Here is a 19,546-nt window from a genome sequence, read left to right as displayed (position 1 = left end):
GGGAGCTCCACATGTTGAACACCCTTCTTCCAATCCTGTTGTTTGCTGCCCTGGGCCTGGCTGTCCTGGGCGCGTTGCGGCGGGTGGCTATGTGGCGTCAGGGCCGGGCTTCGAAAGTCGACCTGATCGGCGGTCTGTTCGCCATGCCCAAGCGTTACATGGTCGATTTGCACCACGTCGTCGCGCGGGACAAATACATCGCCAATACTCACGTCGCCACGGCCGGTGGTGCGGTGGCGTCCATTGTGCTGGCGATTCTGGTTCACGGTTTCGGCCTGCATAACCGCATCCTCGGTTATGCGCTGCTGTTGATGACGGCGGTGATGTTCGTCGGTGCGATCTTTGTGTTCCTGCGCCGCCGCAATCCGCCGGCCCGGTTGTCCAAAGGTCCGTGGATGCGCCTGCCGAAAAGCCTGCTGGCGTTCTCGGCGTCGTTCTTCCTGTTGACCCTGCCGGTGGCGGGCATCCTTCCGGAAAACTTCGGTGGCTGGGTACTGGCGGCGATTCTTGGAGTTGGCGTGCTGTGGGGCGTGTCGGAACTGTTCTTCGGCATGACCTGGGGCGGGCCGATGAAGCACGCCTTCGCCGGTGCCTTGCACCTGGCTTGGCACCGTCGCTCCGAGCGTTTTGGCGGCGGTCGTTCCACCGGCTTGAAGCCGCTGGATCTGAACGACCTGACCGCGCCACTGGGCGTGGAAAAACCCAAGGATTTCACCTGGAACCAACTGCTCGGCTTCGACGCCTGCGTGCAGTGCGGTAAATGCGAAGCCGCGTGCCCGGCGTTCGCCGCCGGCCAGCCGCTGAACCCGAAAAAACTGATTCAGGACATGGTCGTCGGCCTGGCCGGTGGCACCGATGCCAAGTTCGCCGGCAGCCCTTACCCAGGCAAGCCGATCGGTGAGCACGCCGGCAATCCGCATCAACCGATCGTCAATGGTCTGGTGGACGCTGAAACCCTGTGGTCCTGCACCACCTGCCGCGCCTGCGTCGAGGAATGCCCGATGATGATCGAGCACGTCGACGCCATCGTCGACATGCGTCGCCATCTGACCCTGGAAAAAGGCGCGACCCCGAACAAGGGCGCTGAAGTCCTGGAAAACCTGATCGCCACCGACAACCCGGGCGGCTTCGCGCCGGGTGGGCGGATGAACTGGGCGGCGGATTTGAACCTGAGCCTGCTCAGCGAGAAGAAATCCACCGACGTGCTGTTCTGGGTCGGCGACGGTGCCTTCGACATGCGCAACCAGCGTACCCTGCGTGCCTTCGTCAAAGTGCTGAAAGCGGCCAAAGTCGACTTCGCAGTGCTGGGCCTTGAAGAGCGCGACAGCGGTGACGTGGCCCGGCGTCTGGGCGACGAGGCGACGTTCCAGCTGTTGGCCAAACGCAACATCCAGACCCTGGCCAAATACCGCTTCAACCGCATCGTCACCTGCGACCCGCACAGCTTCCATGTGCTGAAAAACGAGTATGGCGCTTTCGATGGCAACTACCTCGTGCAGCACCACAGCACTTACATGGCGGAGATCATTGGTGAAGGCGCTCTGAATCTCGGTCAGCACAAAGGCAGCAGCGTGACTTATCACGACCCGTGCTACCTCGGTCGCTATAACGGCGAATACGAGGCGCCGCGCGAAGTGCTGCGCGCCCTGGGCATCGAGATCAAGGAAATGCAACGCTCCGGTTTCCGTTCGCGCTGCTGCGGCGGCGGTGGCGGTGCGCCGATCACCGACATTCCGGGCAAGCAACGGATCCCTGACATGCGCATGGAAGACATCCGCGAAACCGGCGCCGAACTGGTGGCCGTGGGTTGTCCACAGTGCACCGCGATGCTTGAAGGCGTGGTCGAACCACGGCCGTTGATCAAGGACATCGCCGAACTGGTGGCTGATGCGCTGCTTGAAGACGCCGCGCCGGGAAAGCCTTCGGCACCGGCCAAACGTGAACCTGCGGAGGTGCATTGATGAGCGACATTATCCGCCGCGACCCTCGCGCTGAATGGATCGCCCGCAACCGTCTGCACCCGCTGCACGCGGCCATGCAACCGGCGCAACACAGCTGGATGGGGCCTAACGGCGTCATCCGCAAGAATCCTCACGGGATCGGTTTTATCGGTCCCAACGGGATCAAACGGATTGACCGCAGTGGCGCTCAGCAGGGCGGGGCGACTAAACGTTCGGCCGCGGTCGAAGTGCAATTGCCGCTGCATCAAGTGGCTGCACCCGCGTTCTGCATCAGCGTGGTGCCGGACATGGTCGGCGGCCGCTTGAGCAGCCACGACCGCGATTTGCTCGGCCTGGCCCATCAGTTGGCCGGCAAGGACGGCGCGGTACTGGCCGTGGTCTTCGGTGAGCACAAGGAAAACGCCTTCGCCACGGCTGGCGTTGACCGCTTGCTGGTACTGGAAGGCGACGAATTCAGCGGTTATGCACCGGAGCAACGCGTCCAGGGTCTGCGGGCTGTGGATAACCAGTTCAGCCCGCGTCACTGGCTGCTGCCGGACAGCCGCAGCGGTGGCGGCGAACTGGGTCGGCGCTTTGCTGCTGCACTGGGCGAACGTCCGGCTACACGGGTCTGGCAGGTCAAGGATCAGGAATGCATCGGCCGTGCCGGTGCTGGTTTGCAGGACCTTGCGCGGCCGGTGGCACGCTTGATTCTGGCGGCTGCCGAATGCGCCGAACCGGTCAGCGAAACCCGTCACGAGGCGTTGCCGGTGGAGTTATCCACAACGGTCGCTCGCAGCCTGTCACGGATCGAAGATCTGGGCGCGGTGGCGGTGGACCCGGCGGCGATTCCGATGGCCGAAGCCGAGTTCATCTTCTCGGGCGGCAACGGGGTCAAGGACTGGGGACTTTTCCACAGGACGGCCGAGGCGTTGGGCGCGACCGAAGGTGCGTCGCGGGTGGCGGTGGACGATGGTTTCATGGCGCGCGACCGTCAGGTTGGCGCGTCCGGCACCTGGGTCACCGCGCGGGTTTACGTGGCGGTGGGGATTTCCGGGGCGATCCAGCACCTGCAAGGCATCGGTGCCTGCGACAAGGTGGTGGCGATCAACCTCGATCCGGGTTGCGACATGATCAAACGGGCCGACCTGTCGGTGATCGGCGAGAGCGCCGAGATTCTTCAAGCCTTGATCGATGCGGTAGAGGCTTACCGCAACGACGCCAAGCGCGATGCGGCTTAAGGGAAGGAAAGGGTTATGAGCACGAAAATCATCAGCCTGGTGTCCATCGGCGCCCACCCGACCTCCGGCCGGCCACGTCGCGCCGAGCAGGACGCGCGCGCCGTTGAACTGGGTCTGCAACTGGCTGGGGATAACCTGCAAGTGTTGCATGCCGGCGATGTCGCGGAACCGGCGCTGCGTGCCTATCTGGGTATGGGCCTGGAACAGTTGCATGTGCTGGAACAACCGGTCGGCGCAGATGCGCTGCCAGCATTGACCGCTTATTTGCGTGACGCCGGGGCGCAGGTGGTGTTGACCGGCAGCCAGGCAGAAACCGGTGAAGGCTCGGGCATGTTGCCGTTTCTGCTGGCCGAAAGCCTTGGCTGGCCGCTGGTGGTGGGTTTGGCGCAAGTCGAATCCATCGACGGCGGTTCGGCGCTGGTGCTGCAGGCCTTGCCTCGCGGTCAGCGCCGTCGCTTGAAAGTGCGTCTGCCGTTCCTGGCGACTGTGGATAACGCAGCGCCCAAGCCTCGGCAGAGCGCCTACGGTCCGGCGCGACGCGGGGTGTTGCAGGCGGATGAAGTGGAAGTGGTCGACGATGAACTGCTGGCGGTGGCCACGCTGCAACCGGCCAAGCCACGACCCAAACGCTTGAAAGTGATCAAGGCCAAGAGCGGTGCAGACCGCATGAAGGCCGCGACGGCCAAGGCCAGTGGCGGCGGCGGGCAAGTGCTCAAGGGCGTGACCGCGCAGGCGGGCGCTGAAGCCATCCTCAAGTTGCTGATTGAAGAAGGCGTGGTTCGCTGACAAGTCGTCACCATCGATGTGGGAGCCTGTGTGGCGAGGGGGCTTGCCCCCGTTTGAGTGCGTAGCACTCACAGGATCTTTGGTATATCAGAGATTTCAGGACTGCTGCGCAGCCCAACGGGGGCAAGCCCCCTCGCCACACTGGGTGCTCCTGACGTGCTGGAGACGCAGGTCTGAAAACCATCTCACCGAAGTTTATGGGGAAATAATGGAAGTTGAATTTCGTCCGGCATTGCGCACGGATGCGCGGGAGATTGCTCGTTTGTTCCAGATTTCGTCAGAGGGTGCTTCGGATTACATCTGGAGCCAACTGGCGGAGCCCGGGCAGGATCTGCTGGAAGTGGGGGCCATTCGTTACGCCCGTGAAGATGTCGATTTCTCTTATCAGAACTGCCTGATCGCGCAGGCACAGGGGCGGGTCATCGGCATGATGCACAGTTACGTGACGCGTCACGATCCTTTGGCGGCTCCGGTGACTGATCCGGTCCTGGCGCCTTACGCCGACATGGAAGTCCCCGATACGCTTTATATTTCGAGCCTGGCCCTGCATGAAGGCTGGCGCAACAAGGGGCTGGGTGTGCGCTTTCTCGAGCACGCTCAACAGCGCGCCGATCAACTGGAGCTCAACGGCCTGAGCCTGATCGACTATGCGGCGAATACCGGAGCCCGGCGCTTTTATGAACGCCACGGTTTTGGGATTGTTAAAACCTGCCAGGTTGTTCCTCATCCGATGATTCGGGTGACGGGCGAGGCCTATCTTATGCATCGGCCTTAAGGGCTTCCCGTTTTTGATGGTGTACATATCCGTTACCGCAGAAATGGATATGTACTCCCGATACCGTAGATGCGGGGCGAGTATCTGGGTTACCCACATTCCCTGTTAGCGCTTCTGTGGATAACATGTTCGCCCCTCGCTACACCCCACACCAATCAAGCCCTCCAGCCCCCAGTACAAAAAACAACCAGCCTAACCCACGGTTTTTTCGGGCTTTTTCCACAGCGTAACCTCGCTCACTGGCCGACACTTGCCCCCAATCTCTGTTGGCGCTTCTGTGGATAACATGTTCGCCCCTCGCTACAGCCCATATAGATCGGGGCTTTCAGTAGGTTGATCAAATATTGTCCAATTCGACGTTTTCCCTCGCTAATCCTCCCGCAAACCCCGAATTCTCATGGGTTTCAGCGGTTTTCCACAGAACCCACAAAGTTGCCCCCAAAGTCTGTTGGTGCTTCTGTGGATAAGGTGTTCGCCATCCCCTGAACACCATGTAAAACGTGCTCTGCAAGCTTATGATCAAAAAACAACCAGCGCTCGGCTAAAACCCTGCTTCTGGATAAGTCACGGTTTTTCTTCGGTTTTTGTGAATAGATTTAGCCTGTCACCCACAGTTGTCCCCATTTGCTGTGGGTGGAGATGTGGATAACTTGTTCGCTGAACCCTGCAAGCCACGGCCCGCATAGGCTGGAACGCGATAGATCAGATTTCATACAGTTCTAAGGCACTTCCTTGACTTCGATCTGTCGCCTGTCTTCACTCTCATGGCATACGGACAGCCATCGCTTATCCACATCTGGTTCAGGGAGAACGCGTGATGGATAGCCAGCCACATCGCTCGCAGCCACATTCGCACCCCAGCCCCTGCGTGACCTGTGTCCCGACACCCGCCACCTTGCTGCACAAGCGAATTCACCGCCGCGCCGCCAATCAGCGCGCTCGTCTATAGCGCCTGATCCCCATTCCCCTGCCATAACGCAGCTGCCATTGAGGCCCGACCGTGCCCGGTGACCAGGCGTTTGTTCGTCTATCGATTGCAGGCAACCGCAGAGTTGCCCCATCTGCCTGAGAGGAAAGACCCATGACACGGATCGCCACGCCCATCAGCGATATCAAGGAACATTACGACGTGATCGTCATCGGCTCCGGCTACGGTGGCGGGATCGCGGCGTCGCGCCTGTCCCGGGCCGGCAAGCGGGTATGCCTGCTGGAGCGAGGCCGGGAAATCCAGCCTGGCGAATACCCCAATACGATGCTGGCGGCTACCGAAGAGCTGCAAGTGCATGATCCGGACGGGCACATCGGTTCGCGCACCGGGCTGTTCGACCTGCACGTTAACGCTCAGCAGAACGTGGTGGTCGGTTGCGGCCTGGGTGGCACGTCGCTGATCAATGCCAACGTCGCACTGGAACCGGAGCCCGGCGTATTCGACGACCCGCGTTGGCCGCTGGCGGTACGTGAACATCGCGACACGTTGCTCAAGGACGGTTACGCCCGGGCTCGGGAGATGCTCAAGCCCAATCCCTATCCGAAAACTGCTCCGACCTTGCCCAAGCTCGAGGCTAACCAGAAGTCCGCCGACTACCTCAAACAAGGCGCGCACTTCTACAAGCCGCCGATCAACGTGACCTTCGACAAACTGCCGAACAACCTCAACCACGTCGGTGTCGAGCAGTTGCCGTGCAACCATTGCGGCGACTGCGTTTCGGGCTGTAACAACAAGGCCAAGAACACCACGTTGATGAATTACCTGCCGGATGCCTGCAACCACGGCGCAGAGATTTTCTGCCAGGCCGAGGTCCGACATCTGGAGCGCGACGGCGATGGCTGGATCGTGCACTTCCAATACCTGGACAGCGGCCGTGAGAAATTCTCCGCGCCGACGCTGTTCGTCAAGGCGGACATTGTCGTGGTGTCGGCCGGCACCCTGGGGTCCACCGAAATCCTCCTGCGCTCTCGGGACAAAGGCCTGTCGACGTCCAATCAGCTCGGCGAAAACATGAGCGGCAATGGCGACATCCTCGGTTTCGGCCACAACTGCGATGAAACGATCAACGGCATCGGTTTCGGCGCCCATCCGGCCTCGGAAATGAAACCGGTCGGCCCGTGCATCACCTCGATCATCGACATGCGCACCGAAGGCGACTGGCGCAGCCGGATGGTCATTGAAGAAGGCTCGATCCCCGGCGCGCTCGGTCGGCCGATGGTGCCGAGCATGGCCACATTCGCCGGGTTGATCGGCAAGCCCACCGATGACAGCTTCACCGGCAAGCTCAAATACGCCGAGCGCGAAGCCGAAAGCTTCCTGCGTGGCCCGTATCACGGCGCCCTGCACAACATGCAAACCTACCTGATCATGAGCCACGACGACGGCAAGGGCCGCATGGTGCTCGACAGCAAGGATCAGTTGCGCATCGACTGGCCGGGCGTTGGTGAGCAGGAAAACGTCAAGATCGGCAACGAGCGCCTGCACCAGAGCACCAAGGCCTTGGGCGGGATCTGGGTCGAGAATCCGATCTGGACCGAGTTGCTCAAACACAGCATCGTTTCCGTGCACCCATTGGGCGGTTGTGTGATGGGTGAGGATGCGGCGCAAGGCGTGGTCAACCACAAGGGCCAGGTGTTCAGCGGCGTCAGCGGCACCGATGTCTATGCCGGGCTGTACGTGGCCGACGGCGCGGTGATCCCGACCTCCCTGGCGGTCAATCCGTTGCTGACCATCTCCGCCGTGAGCGAGCGCAACATGGGGCTGCTGGCCGCCGATCGCGGGTGGCACATCGACTACACGTTGCCCTCGGCACCGCGCAAACCGGTGGCGGCACCGACCCTCGGCGTGCAGTTCACCGAAACCATGAAGGGCTATTTCTCCAAAGACTTCACCCAGCCGCAGGGCACCGATCTCAAGCTCTACGAAGCAGCGGCCAAACGCGGCAAGTCGGATAACTCGCCGATCGAGTTCACCCTGACCATCACCGCCAACGACCTCAATCGCATGATCAAGGAGCCGGAACACGCCGCGACGCTGGTCGGTACCCTGGATGCGCCGGGCCTGTCGCCAGAGCCGCTGACCTCCAGCAATGGCGTGTTCAATCTGTTCGAGGAGTATCAGGAACAGGTCGGCGTGCGGCACATGAATTACGACATGAAGCTGACCGCCGAGGACGGCAGCGACTATTACTTCAGCGCGTTCAAGACCGTGCCCGAAGACAACGGCGTGCTGAACGTCTGGCACGACACCAGCACCCTCTACGTGACGCTGTATCGCGGGCCGGACAAGACGGGCGAGGTCATCGGCTCGGGGGTGATGCACATCCAGCCAGCCGATTTCGCCAAGCAGATGACCACCATGAAGGTGCTCAACGCGCGCAACGAACGCGAGCGCATTGAAGGGCTGGCGCGGTTTGGCAAGTTCTTTGCCGGCATCTTGTGGGAGAGCTACGGCGGGGTGTTCGCGGGCGACATCTACTTCAACCCCGATGCGCCACCCCGGCAGAAACGGCCGCTGGATGCGCCGACGCCGAGCGTGCAGTTCTTCCAGACCGAAGACAGCGTCCAGCTACGCCTGACCCGCTATCAGGGCGGCAGCAAGGGGCCGGTGATGCTGGTGCATGGTTTGGGTGTGGGCTCGAATATTTTCTCCACCGACACCATTCAGACCAACCTGCTGGAATACCTGTGCAAGCACGAGTACGACGTCTGGCTGCTGGATTTCCGGGTCAGCATCCTGCTGCCGGCCAGCAAACACGAATGGAACGGCGACCAGATTGCCCAGTACGACTTCAAGGCCGCCATCGAGCATATCCAGCAGGCAACCCTCGCCGCTGACGTGCAGTGCGTGGTGCATTGCTACGGCGCGACGACCTTCTTCATGTCGCTGCTGGCCGGGTTGCAGGGCGTGCGTTCGGTGGTCTGTTCGCAGATTGCCGCGGACACGGTGGTCGCCACGGCAACGGGGCTGAAGGCCGGTTTGCATTTGCCGGGGATGCTCGACGCCATCGGCATCAAATCCCTCACCGCGTATGCCGACAACAAGGAGAGCTGGTTCAACAAACTCTATGACAAGGCCCTCAACATCTACGCCCGCATCGAGGCTCAAGGCTACTGCACCAACCCGGTGTGCCACCGCATTACCTTCATGTACGCGTCGCTGTACCGCCACGACACGCTCAACGAAACCCTGCACGACAACCTGCACGAGCTGTTCGGCGAGTCGAACATACAGACCTTCGAGCACCTGGCGCTGATCCTGCGCAAAGGCCATCTGGTGGACTTCAAGGGCCAGGACGTCTACATGCCGCACTTCGACCGGCTGACCATGCCGATCTGCTTCATCAGCGGCGAAGACAATCAGTGCTACTTGCCCGAAAGCACGCTCAGGACCTATGAGCGCGTGTGCAAAGTCCATGGGCCGGAGCGCTACAGCCGGCATGTGGTGCCGGGCTACGGGCATATCGACTGCATGTTCGGCAAGAACGCGGTGGTCGATGTGTACCCGATCATCCTGCAACACCTGGAGAAAACCGCCCTCGGTTGATCGGGCTTTTTGTGGCGAGGGAGCTTGCTCCCGCTGGGTTGCGCAGCAGCCCCAAAACCTGAGGATGCGATCGATCAGATACACCGCGTTTTCTGGTTTTACGACTGCTTTGCAGCCGAACGGGAGCAAGCTCCCTCGCCACAAAAGCCGTGTGCTGACTTGGGATTGGCGACTACAAGGAAATGGATGATATGGACAGTTACATCCGCTGGTTTCAACGCTTCATCTGGATAGGCATTGCGATGAACATGGTCTTCGCGATTCCGGCGCTGTTCGCGCCGGCGTTGCTGACCTCGATGCTCGGGATGCCTCCACAACTCTCCGATCCTTGGCTGGAGAACGCCGGCATGTTGCTGGTGGGGATCAGCCTTTTTTACATGCCGTCAGGCTTCAACGCGCCCAAATACGTGGTGCATTCGTGGCTATGCGTATTGTCGCGGTTGGTCGCCGTGGCGTTCTGGATCTACCTGATCAACACCAGCAACCAGGCTCAGGTGTTCGTGCCGATGCTGCTGGGCGACCTGGGCATGTTCCTGATCCTCGGGATTCTGCTGTACCTGGGCAGCGCGCCGGCCAATCGGCCTTTCGCGCTGCTTCGCGATGGTTGGCGTGAGTGGTGCGCAGCGTGGGCGCGACGCTGGCAGCGGCACAGCTTCAAGGTCGCTACGCTGGTCGTGGTGCTGGCGCTGGGGTTTATCGGTTACGAAACCTGGTACCAGATGCTGCGGGTAGTGCCGGCTGAGCAATACGCCTCCGACGAAGATCACTACAAATACGCCGCCATTGGCCTGGGCATCGAAGCGCGGATTCCCTATTACCTGTTCGCCGTGTTGCCGCAGATGTGCCCGGAGAAACTGCCGAAACCCGGCGGCTACGAAGTGTTCGGTTTCCTTTACGAGAACGGCAAAGACCTGCCGATCGGCATGGCCAAGCGGCAGATCGGCTACCCGACCGTGGAGCCCAACTGCGCCCTGTGCCACACCGGTTCCTACCGCGGCAATGCCAGCGACGTTGCTACCCCGGTGGCCTCCGCGCCGGCCAATACCCTGCAACTGCAGGCCTTCCAGTGGTTCGCCTACGATTGCGCGAGCGACCCGAAATTCACTCCTGGCGCGGTGATGACTGCGATCAACAGCAAGTTCCAGCTCGGGTTTTTCGAGCGCCTGTACAACCGTTATCTGATCATCCCGATGGCTACCAGCGCGTTGATCAAGCAGAAACAGGCCTACGCCTGGCAGCAACTGCGCGCACCGCAAGGGCCGGGACGCACCGACACCTTCAACCCGACGAAGATGGTGGTGTTCGGCTTCCCGGATGACTCGACCATCGGCACCGTCGATTTGCCGCAAGTCTGGAACCAGAAACCCCGGGAGTCGCTGTACCTGCACTGGGACGGCAACAACAACGACATCCATGAGCGCAACTACGCGGCGGCCATGGCCGTGGGCGCGACGCCGGAATCGGTGCTGCCGGAGAGTTTCAACCGGGTGACCAATTGGCTGCTCGGCCACAAGGCGCCGGCCTGGCCGTTCGCGCTGGATCAGGCCAAGGTCGCCCGGGGTAAACCGGTCTGGGAAAAGAATTGCTCCGCTTGCCATGACTTCGGTCGTACCGACACCGGTCAGGTCACCACCACTATTGATGAACTGGGCACCGATCCCCATCGGCTGAACTCGTTCACCACGGGGCTGGTGACGGCTTTCCACGGCTTCAAGAAACCGCCGTTCGACTTTGGCGCTTACCGCAAGACCCAGAGCTACAGCAACACGCCCACCGACGGCATCTGGTTGCGCGCGCCGTACTTGCACAACGGTTCGGTGCCGACCCTGTGGGATTTGCTGCAACCACCGGAACTGCGGCCGCAGGTGTTCTTCACCGGCTCCGACATTTACGACAAGGACAAGGTCGGCTTCATCACCAGCGGCGAGCAGGTGAAAGCCTCGGCGGACTTCAAATACGACACGCGTCTGGAGGGCAACCACAACGGTGGTCACCTGTACGGCACGCAACTGTCGGAACTCGATAAGCGGGCGCTCATCGAGTTCATGAAAACCCTGTGATTCCACTACGGATGGAGGAAGGAGACATGTCACTGGTCAGTCATTGGGAACACGAGTACGACAAGGTCAAGCTGCGCTTGCACGGCTTGTTCACCCGCCTGGAAATGGCCTGGAAAAAGCTCGTCAGCGAGCTTGAACCGGAGGAGTACCAAGCCATCGTCACGCTGCTGCAACGGGGTCACGATCAGGCGCAATACGTGCTCAAGCACGGCGATTTGCCGGACGATCAACCGAGTGTGCCGTGGGAGTTGTCACACGGCTTGTCGATCCTGCATATCGGTAACGCCAGCCCCTTGCCGCAGTCGGTGGACGAGCTGCAAACCCAAGTGCTCAAGGACGGCAGCCTGCTGGGTTGTCGCAAATGGGAGCTGCTGGACCTGCTGTGGAGTGAGGCGCTGCTGAAGTGGATCGAGAACCTGCGGCATCACGCGCCGTTCACCACCAATCCGGCGTTGATGCGCATGGACAGTGACGTGACCCTGGCCATCGCCGGCGACTGGGGCACCGGGCCGTTCGACAGCCATGCCCCGGCGGTAGCAGTGGCCAATCAGATGCAACTGGCCCAGGCCGACTTCACCATTCATCTGGGGGATGTGTATTACGCCGGCACCCGCTCCCAGGAAGACGTCGACATGGCCGGTTGGCCGATGGGCAAGCACGGCTCGTTCACCCTCAACTCCAACCACGAGATGTACAGCGGCGCCCATGGCTACTTCAAGGAACTGGCCAAGCGTTTTCCGGCGCAGCAGGGCACCAGCTATTTCGCGTTATACAACGATGACTGGCTGGTGATCGGGCTCGACACGGCGTATGCCTCGGATGCGATGAACCTGTACATGGACGGTGCGCTGAACAAGCAGCAGATCGACTGGATGAAAGACCTGCCCCAACGCAAGAAGATCATGGTGCTCAGTCACCATCAGGGCTTCGACATTACCGGGCATACCAGGACGGCGTTGTATAAGCCGGTGTGCGATGCCTTGGGGCGCGAGCCGGATTACTGGTATTGGGGGCATTTGCACAACGGCATCTGCTATGCCACTCAAGGTGGCTTGCATGCGCGCTGCGCCGGGCACGGAGCGATTCCGTATGGCAACGCCAGCGAGCTGAACGGGCATTCGCGGGTGCTGTGGTCGGAAACGCAAAATGCACGGGATGAGGCGTACCCGGATCGGGTGTTGAACGGTTATGTGAAGGTGCGGCTGGTGGGGGAGAACATCGAAGAGACGTTTATTGGCGAGGATGGGTCGGTGCGGTGGTCTTCGGTATTACAGTAATTGAAGGATCGTTCCCACGCTCTGCGTGGGAACGATCAGATCTTGATTAACCCTGAACCGGCACACCTTTGAGGTACGGCGCAGGCTCGGCCCCAAGGTTGTTCAACAGGCGCTCGCTGTACCAATCCACAAAGTTCACCACACCGAACTCATAGGTCTTGGAGTAAGGCCCTGGCTGGTACGCGGTGGAGTTGATCCCGCGCTGGTTCTCTTCGGCCAGACGACGGTCCTGATCGTTGGTCGCATCCCAGACCTGGCGCATGCGCTCCACGTCGTAGTCCACGCCTTCGACCGCGTCCTTGTGGACGATCCACTTGGTAGTAACCATGGTTTCCTGGGCGCTGATCGGCCACACGGTGAACACGATGATGTGGTCGCCCATGCAGTGGTTCCACGAGTGCGGCAGGTGCAGGATGCGCATCGAGCCCAGGTCCGGGTTCTTGATGCGGCCCATCAGTTTGGCGCAGCCCTGTTTGCCGTCCATGGTCATCGACACGGTGCCCTTGAGCAGCGGCATGCGCACGATGCGGTTACGCAGGCCGAAACTGGCGTGGGCGTAAGGGATCTTCTCGGCTTCCCAGGCAGCGGCGGAAGCGGCTACGTGGTCCTTGAAGGCCTGGTCGGCACGCGGGTCGGTGACGTCGTCCCATTCCAGCAGGGTTTTCAGCAATTCGGGGTGTGAACCGCCGCAGTGGTAGCACTCGCGGTTGTTTTCCAGCACCAGTTTCCAGTTGGCTTTTTCCATCAAGGTGGTTTGCACCGCCACCTTGGTGTTCTCCATGTCGTACGGTTCCATGTAATGGCTAAGCGTCGACAGGAAGTCATCGATGGCCGGCGGGTTTTCTGCCAGGCTGATGAAGATGTAACCGCCGGCGGTCTTCACGTTCACCGGTTTAAGGCCGTATTGCTTCATGTCGAAGTCGGCGCCCATTTCGGTGCCGGCGAACAGCAGGCGACCGTCCAGCTCGTAAGTCCACTGGTGGTAGTGGCAGACCAGTTTGGCGACTTTGCCTTTTTCACTGGTGCAAAGGCGTGAACCACGGTGGCGGCAGACGTTGTGGAACGCATGCACCACGCCATCGGCGCCGCGAATCACAATGATCGGGTTCTTGCCGACTTGCAGGGTCAGGTAGTTGCCCTTGGTCGGGATCTCGCAGGTCATGCCGGCGATCAACCACTCTTTCTGGAAGATTTCCTGCATGTCGATATCAAACAGCCGCTCGTCAGAGTAAAACGGCTGCGGCAGCGAGAAAGTGCGCTCGCGCTCTTGCAGCATCTGCGCGGTGGCCTTGCGTGCGGGTTCCAGTGGATCGCCCAGGCTCAGGGTAGTGGTGACGTCCATCATGTGTTTCCTCAAGGCCATCTGCGTGGCCGCGAAAGTGGCTGATCAGGTTTGCTACGCAAGGTGTAAAGGTTGTGTCTTGGTATGGGGCGAGTGTGGGGCCGGCGCTCCCCGGAACCTTATCCATGGGCGACATGGCCCAATCTGTTCCCGACGCGCAACCCCCGGTAATTGGGGGCTGGTCGCGATAAGTATGTGAATGTCGCAGATAGGTAAATGGCGGGGCTGCTCTATACGCAGAATCGCCAACATAAAGGCCGGTAGTCGGCCGTGGAGATCAGCATGTCCAACAACTTCCTGAACCCGGTAACCACCCAGACCTGGGCCAATGGTCGACACATTGTCCGTTGCGTCAAAGTCATCCAGGAAACCTGGGATGTGCGCACCTTCTGCTTTATGGCCGACCAGCCGATCATGTTCTTCTTCAAACCGGGGCAATTCGTCACCCTGGAGCTGGAAATCGAAGGCCAGCAGATCATGCGTTCGTACACCATTTCCAGTTCGCCGTCGGTGCCGTATAGCTTCTCGGTGACGATCAAGCGCGTACCGGGCGGCAAGGTCTCGAACTGGTTGCATGACACCCTGCATGAAGGCTACGAACTGGCGGTGCACGGCCCGGTCGGGCTGTTCAACGCCATCGACTTTCCGAACCCGAAAGTGCTGTACCTCAGCGGCGGCGTGGGCATCACTCCGGTGATGTCCATGGCGCGCTGGTTCTTCGACACTAACGGCAATGTCGATATGGCTTTCATCCATAGCGCCCGCTCGCCGAAAGACATCATTTATCACCGCGAGCTGGAACACATGGCGGCGCGGATCGAAAACTTCAGCCTGCATCTGATCTGCGAGAAACACGGTTTCGGTGAGCCGTGGGCCGGATACCGCGGTTATCTCAACCACAAGATGCTCGAACTGATGGTCCCGGATTTCCTTGAGCGGGAAGTGTTCTGCTGCGGCCCGACGCCTTACATGAACGCGGTCAAGCGTTTGCTGGAAAACGCCGGCTTCAATATGAAGCGCTACCACGAAGAGTCCTTCGGCGCGACACCGCCAGAGGCTATCGCCGATGCAGAGGAACACGCTGAACAAGCGGCCGACGCCCCCGCAATCGACGCCGCCGACCTGAACCAGGTGGAATTCACCGCCTCCGGCAAAAGCATCCGCGTGGCCCCGGGCGAAACCGTTCACGCCGCTGCCGCCAAACTGGGCCTGATGATCCCCAAGGCCTGCGGCATGGGCATCTGCGGCACCTGCAAGGTGATGAAGCTTGCCGGCGAAGTGGAAATGGAGCACAACGGCGGGATTACCGAGGAAGACGAAGCCGAAGGGTTCATCCTGTCTTGCTGCAGCGTGCCGAAGGGTGACGTGCGGATCGAGTATTGATCGGTCGAGATGGCCACTGAATAACTCCCGTAGGAGCTGCCGAAGGCTGCGATCTTTTGATCTTGATTTTGAAAAGCAAAGTCAAAAGATCGTCTGAACGCGGCCCGAGCCTTCGGCAGCTCCTACAGGGTGTGTGTAGATCCATCAATCAACGAACAGATCCGGCATCAGCGGCGCGTCGCTGTCCGGTTCAAACCGATACCCTTCAAAACCCGTCACCCCCTGCTCGCGCAAAATCTCCTCATCAATCAGCAACCGCCCGGTAATGCTGCGACCGCTGCTGTCGAGAATGACGTGGGCGGCATCCGCCATGATCGCCGGTGTGCGGGCGTGCTTGAAGGACTCGCGCGACCCGAGCTGAAACTCGATGGCGGCCGTGGCGATCATGGTCTGCGGCCATAGAGAGTTGACGCTGATGCCGTAGGCGGCGAATTCCTCGCTCATGCCCAGGGTCAACATACTCATGCCGTACTTGGTGACGGTGTAGGGGCTGTACTGGGCGAACCATTTGGTGGCCAGGTTCAGCGGCGGCGAGAGATTGAGGATGTGGCCGCTGGATTTTTTCAGATAGGGCAGGGCGGCCTGGCTGCACAGCAGCACGGCGCGTGTGTTGATCTGGTGCATCAGATCGAAGCGCTTGAGTTCGATGTGCTGCACACCGGTCAGCTTGATCGCCCCGGCATTATTGACCAGCGCGTCGATGCCACCAAAATGCTCGCTGGCGTCAGCCATCGCGTGGCGCACAATGGCTTCATCGCGCACATCCACCTCCAATGCCAGCGCTTTGCCGCCCGCAGCTTCGACTTCCGCCGCTACGCTGAAGATCGTGCCGGGCAGTTTGGGGTGAGGGGCGGCGCTTTTCGCGGCAATCACGATGTTGGCCCCGTCGCGCGCGGCCCGCAGCGCAATCTCGCGACCAATCCCGCGACTGGCGCCGGTGATGAACAGGGTTTTGCCTTGTAATGACATGCGGACGCTCCCGATTGGCGTGATCCGAGTGGATCGAAACGGCTCGCCAGTCAATGTAGACCAACTCGTGCGGGACTGTGGCAAGGGGGCAAGCCCCTCGCCATAAGATGATCGTTCCCACGCTCTGCGTGGGAATGCAACCTGTGACGCTCTGCGTCACTGCGGTGCTGGGCATTGCGTCAGCGTTGAGGCAGGAACGCGGAGCGTCCCAAGAGGCATTCCCACGCAGAGCGTGGGAACGATCAGATGGAAGGCCTTCAGTACCAGCGCTGAATTTCGATCAAGCCCTCCATCCCCGCATAGTTTCTCGCACTGGAGTAGCGCCACTGCTCCGGCAAATCCACATATCCACGCTTCACCGGGTTGTAATGGATGTAATCGAGCTTTTGGCGCATCACCGTTTCGCTGTACACCATTTCCGCGTGCGAGCCTTCTTGCCACAGCTGATAAACCCGATCCTTCTTATGAGCCCGTTTGCTGAAGCGCAATCGTTGCAAGGCGCGTTCGGCACCTTTGCTTTGCAGGTCATCGATGATTTGACGCGCGGTGAAGGATTTGAACTGGCTGAGGCATTTGCCCAGGTCTGGAGCTTCGGCGACGAAGTGCAAATGGTTTTCCAGGATCACATAGCCATACAGCTGCAGGTTCTGATGAGTTTGTTGGTGGCGCCAGCAGTTGAGCAGGTGATCGACAATGTAGGGGCGGATAAACAGTGGGAGCCATTCCATGATTGTGCAGGTCAGGAAATGGGGTTTGTCGGGTTCGGTGATGGTGTAGCGGCTTCGGCCCATGGATGCATTCCTTTGCGAGGGAATGACTAGGGTGAGCAGGATTGCATGAGGAGGCTAGAAGACAGTGCCGCAGAGTGAGTAAGAAATTGCGATGCGTCACCGTGATCGTTCCCACGCTCTGCGTGGGAATGCAGCTCGTGACGCTCTGCGTCACCGCAGTGCTGGGCATTGCGTCGGCGTTGAGGCAGGAACGCGGAGCGTCCCAAGAGGCATTCCCACGCAGAGCGTGGGAACGATCAGTGGTGGGGAGTCAGGCCGCCATCACGTGCCGAATATCCGCCGCCAGTTCCCGCACGCGTTCTTCTTCGGTGTCCCACGAGCACATGAACCGCGCGCCGCCGTTGCCGATGAAGGTGTAGAAGCGCCAGCCCTTGGCGGTCAGTGCGGCAATGGCCGGCTCCGAGAGTTGCAGGAACACGCCGTTGGCCTGCACCGGGAACATCAGCTCCACGCCAGGAATATCGCTCACCAGTTCGGCCAGCAACTGCGCGCAGTGGTTGGCGTGGCGGGCGTATTTGAGCCAGGCGTCGTTTTCCAGAATCCCGACCCAGGGGGCCGAGAGGAAACGCATCTTCGACGCCAGTTGCCCGGCCTGCTTGCAGCGGTAGTCGAAGTCTTCGGCCAGTTTGTGGTTGAAGAACAGAATCGCTTCGCCCACCGCCATGCCGTTTTTCGTACCGCCGAAGCACAGCACGTCGACGCCGGCCTTCCAGGTCAGGTCGGCTGGCGAGCATCCCAGATACGCGCAGGCATTGGAAAAGCGGGCGCCGTCCATGTGCAGGTTCAGGCCCAGTTCTTTACAGGTGACGCTGATGGCGCGGATTTCTTCCGGGGTGTACACGCTGCCGACTTCAGTGGCCTGGGTCAGGGTCACGACGCGCGGTTTGGGGTAGTGGATGTCCTGGCGCTTGAGGGCGATTTCGCGGATCGATTCCGGCGTCAGCTTGCCGTTTTCGGTGCGGGCGATGAGCAGCTTGGAGCCGTTGGAGAAAAACTCCGGCGCGCCGCATTCGTCGGTTTCGACGTGGGCGGTTTCCGAGCAGATCACGCTGTGGTAACTCTGGCACAGCGACGACAGGGCCAACGAGTTGGCCGCGGTGCCGTTGAAGGCGAAAAACACTTCGCAGTCGGTTTCGAACAGCTTACGGAATTGATCGGACGCGCGTGCGGTCCACTCATCGTCGCCGTAAGCGCGTTGGTGGCCGTGGTTGGCCTGTTCCATGGCAGCCCAGGCTTCAGGGCAGATGCCGGAATAGTTGTCGCTGGCGAATTGTTGGCTCTTATCGGTCATGGCCGGCTTCCGTAATCGAGGCTCTTATGGTGAAGAGCTTCGTGGTCAATGATGGTGCGCACTTTACCGAAGATCGTCCGGGGAGCACACGGGGTGAGTCTGTCAGAAAAATACAAACGCCTTGGGCAATTATGCACATGACGCCGAGGGACGGTGCACTGGATCTGCTCAAGTGGCTGGCGCTGTTGAGCATGGTGCTCGATCACCTGCGATATATCGGGTATTCCGTCGATATCCTTTATGTGCCGGGCAGGTTGGCGTTCCCGTGGTTCTGTCTGGCGATGGCGGCGAATCTGTCGCGGGTGCCTGCAGCAACGACCGACGGGCAGTGGCGCTACCTCGGTTGGTTGTTGCTGTTTAGTGCCCTGAGCGAAATTCCCTACCGGATGTACATCCCCGATCCCGTCACTTTAAACGTGTTGCCCACGCTGGCCCTGGGGTTGTTGGTGGTGCGCGGTTGGCAGCACGGGATGCTGCAATCGCGACTGCTGGCGGCGCTTGCCTTGTTGCTGGCGGCACTGTTCCCGGAGCGACTGATGTTTGGTTTCTTCGGTGTACTGTTGCCGCTGGCGATGTTGCTGGTGATCCGGCGGCCCTGGTATTTCAGCCTGTTGCCGGGGCTGGTGTGCCTGGCGGCCAATCAATGGCAAGTGCTGTACTCCGCTGCCTGGTTCGGCAGCGGTGCGGCGATTCTCGGCATTGCCGCTTGTCTGATTGCGCCATTGTTGGGCCTGCTGCTGTTGCGACATGCCCAATGCATCCAGCCAGCGCCGATGCGCCGCTGGGCCTACGCGCTCTATCCCGGGCATTTCCTCGCGCTTCTGGCCTTGCGCCAACTCATCGCCTGACGCCCGTCCCTGTGGCGAGGGAGCTTGCTCCCGCTGGGCTGCGCAGCAGACCCAAACCCGGCGCATGTGGTTAGTCAGTTAGATCGAATTTGTCGGTTTCACGACTGCTTCGCAGTCGAGCGGGAGCAAGCTCCCTCGCCACAGGGGTGTTCGCCCGTTCACCCATTTCGGTCCATGTCGTAAACGCACCTTTGCGTGGCGTCCATAGGCATTTGACCTGTCTGCGCCGGTCATACCATCGCATCCAAAGGGCACTGCCGTAACGCCAGTGCCTTACCGAGACGAATGGCGCATAGATGCCGCTGGGAG

13 protein-coding genes are annotated in these 19,546 nt (G+C 60.6%); 9 read left to right on the top strand and 4 right to left on the bottom strand.

Translation table 11 applies throughout. The features are described from left to right. Nucleotides 1-11: 11 nt before the first annotated feature. From dgcB to AC1RO5_RS13370, 7 genes are all read left to right on the top strand, one after another. Nucleotides 12-1,961: a dimethylglycine demethylation protein DgcB gene (gene dgcB / locus AC1RO5_RS13400; RefSeq protein ID WP_493175413.1), complete on the top strand. Its 1,950-nt coding sequence runs from the start codon at nt 12-14 to the stop codon at nt 1,959-1,961. Continuing rightward, nucleotides 1,961-3,181: an electron transfer flavoprotein subunit alpha gene (gene etfA / locus AC1RO5_RS13395; RefSeq protein WP_493175412.1), complete on the top strand. Its 1,221-nt coding sequence runs from the start codon at nt 1,961-1,963 to the stop codon at nt 3,179-3,181. Before dgcB ends, etfA begins: the two co-directional genes overlap by 1 nt. A 15-nt stretch (nt 3,182-3,196) precedes the next feature. After that, the gene (gene etfB / locus AC1RO5_RS13390; RefSeq protein ID WP_007938007.1) at nt 3,197-3,967 is read left to right on the top strand and encodes an electron transfer flavoprotein subunit beta; all 771 of its coding nucleotides are present in this window, start codon (nt 3,197-3,199) and stop codon (nt 3,965-3,967) included. A gap of 208 nt (nt 3,968-4,175) precedes the next feature. Further along, complete coding sequence (locus AC1RO5_RS13385; RefSeq protein ID WP_493175410.1) at nt 4,176-4,742, top strand: GNAT family N-acetyltransferase; 567 nt, start codon at nt 4,176-4,178, stop codon at nt 4,740-4,742. Between the two features lie 1,081 nt (nt 4,743-5,823). Then, complete coding sequence (locus AC1RO5_RS13380; protein WP_493175409.1) at nt 5,824-9,276, top strand: GMC family oxidoreductase N-terminal domain-containing protein; 3,453 nt, start codon at nt 5,824-5,826, stop codon at nt 9,274-9,276. 191 nt (nt 9,277-9,467) lie between these two features. Further along, nucleotides 9,468-11,336 (top strand): c-type cytochrome, encoded by a 1,869-nt coding sequence (locus AC1RO5_RS13375; RefSeq protein WP_493175408.1) that lies wholly within the window; start codon nt 9,468-9,470, stop codon nt 11,334-11,336. Nucleotides 11,337-11,362: 26 nt separating this feature from the next. Then, a complete protein-coding gene (locus tag AC1RO5_RS13370) occupies nt 11,363-12,613 on the top strand; it encodes a metallophosphoesterase family protein (protein ID WP_493175406.1) in 1,251 nt (416 codons plus the stop codon). Between the two features lie 46 nt (nt 12,614-12,659). Here AC1RO5_RS13370 and gbca read toward each other — a convergent pair whose 3' ends face one another. Further along, nucleotides 12,660-13,955, bottom strand: coding sequence for a glycine betaine monooxygenase oxygenase subunit (gene gbca, locus AC1RO5_RS13365; RefSeq protein WP_019650289.1), 1,296 nt, complete (start codon nt 13,953-13,955; stop codon nt 12,660-12,662). Between the two features lie 282 nt (nt 13,956-14,237). Between gbca and gbcB the strand changes: the two genes are divergently transcribed. Next, nucleotides 14,238-15,338, top strand: coding sequence for a glycine betaine monooxygenase reductase subunit (gene gbcB / locus AC1RO5_RS13360; RefSeq protein ID WP_019650290.1), 1,101 nt, complete (start codon nt 14,238-14,240; stop codon nt 15,336-15,338). Between the two features lie 144 nt (nt 15,339-15,482). On the opposite strand, the gene AC1RO5_RS13355 is transcribed toward gbcB, so the two are convergent. The 3 genes from AC1RO5_RS13355 to AC1RO5_RS13345 form a co-directional block, all read right to left on the bottom strand. After that, nucleotides 15,483-16,307, bottom strand: coding sequence for an SDR family oxidoreductase (locus tag AC1RO5_RS13355; RefSeq protein WP_493175405.1), 825 nt, complete (start codon nt 16,305-16,307; stop codon nt 15,483-15,485). Nucleotides 16,308-16,564: 257 nt separating this feature from the next. Further along, nucleotides 16,565-17,098: an REP-associated tyrosine transposase gene (locus AC1RO5_RS13350; RefSeq protein ID WP_493175404.1), complete on the bottom strand. Its 534-nt coding sequence runs from the start codon at nt 17,096-17,098 to the stop codon at nt 16,565-16,567. 250 nt (nt 17,099-17,348) lie between these two features. Continuing rightward, complete coding sequence (locus AC1RO5_RS13345; RefSeq protein ID WP_258671384.1) at nt 17,349-18,389, bottom strand: threonine aldolase family protein; 1,041 nt, start codon at nt 18,387-18,389, stop codon at nt 17,349-17,351. Nucleotides 18,390-18,520: 131 nt separating this feature from the next. On the opposite strand from AC1RO5_RS13345, the gene AC1RO5_RS13340 reads away from it, so the two are divergent. After that, nucleotides 18,521-19,237, top strand: coding sequence for a TraX family protein (locus AC1RO5_RS13340; RefSeq protein ID WP_493175403.1), 717 nt, complete (start codon nt 18,521-18,523; stop codon nt 19,235-19,237). The last annotated feature ends 309 nt before the right edge of the window (nt 19,238-19,546 follow it).

The sequence above is a fragment of the Pseudomonas sp. GW822-FHT02G04 genome (assembly GCF_058802085.1).
Note: the sequence above shows the minus strand (reverse complement) of the source record. Positions and strands in the feature narration are given on the sequence as shown.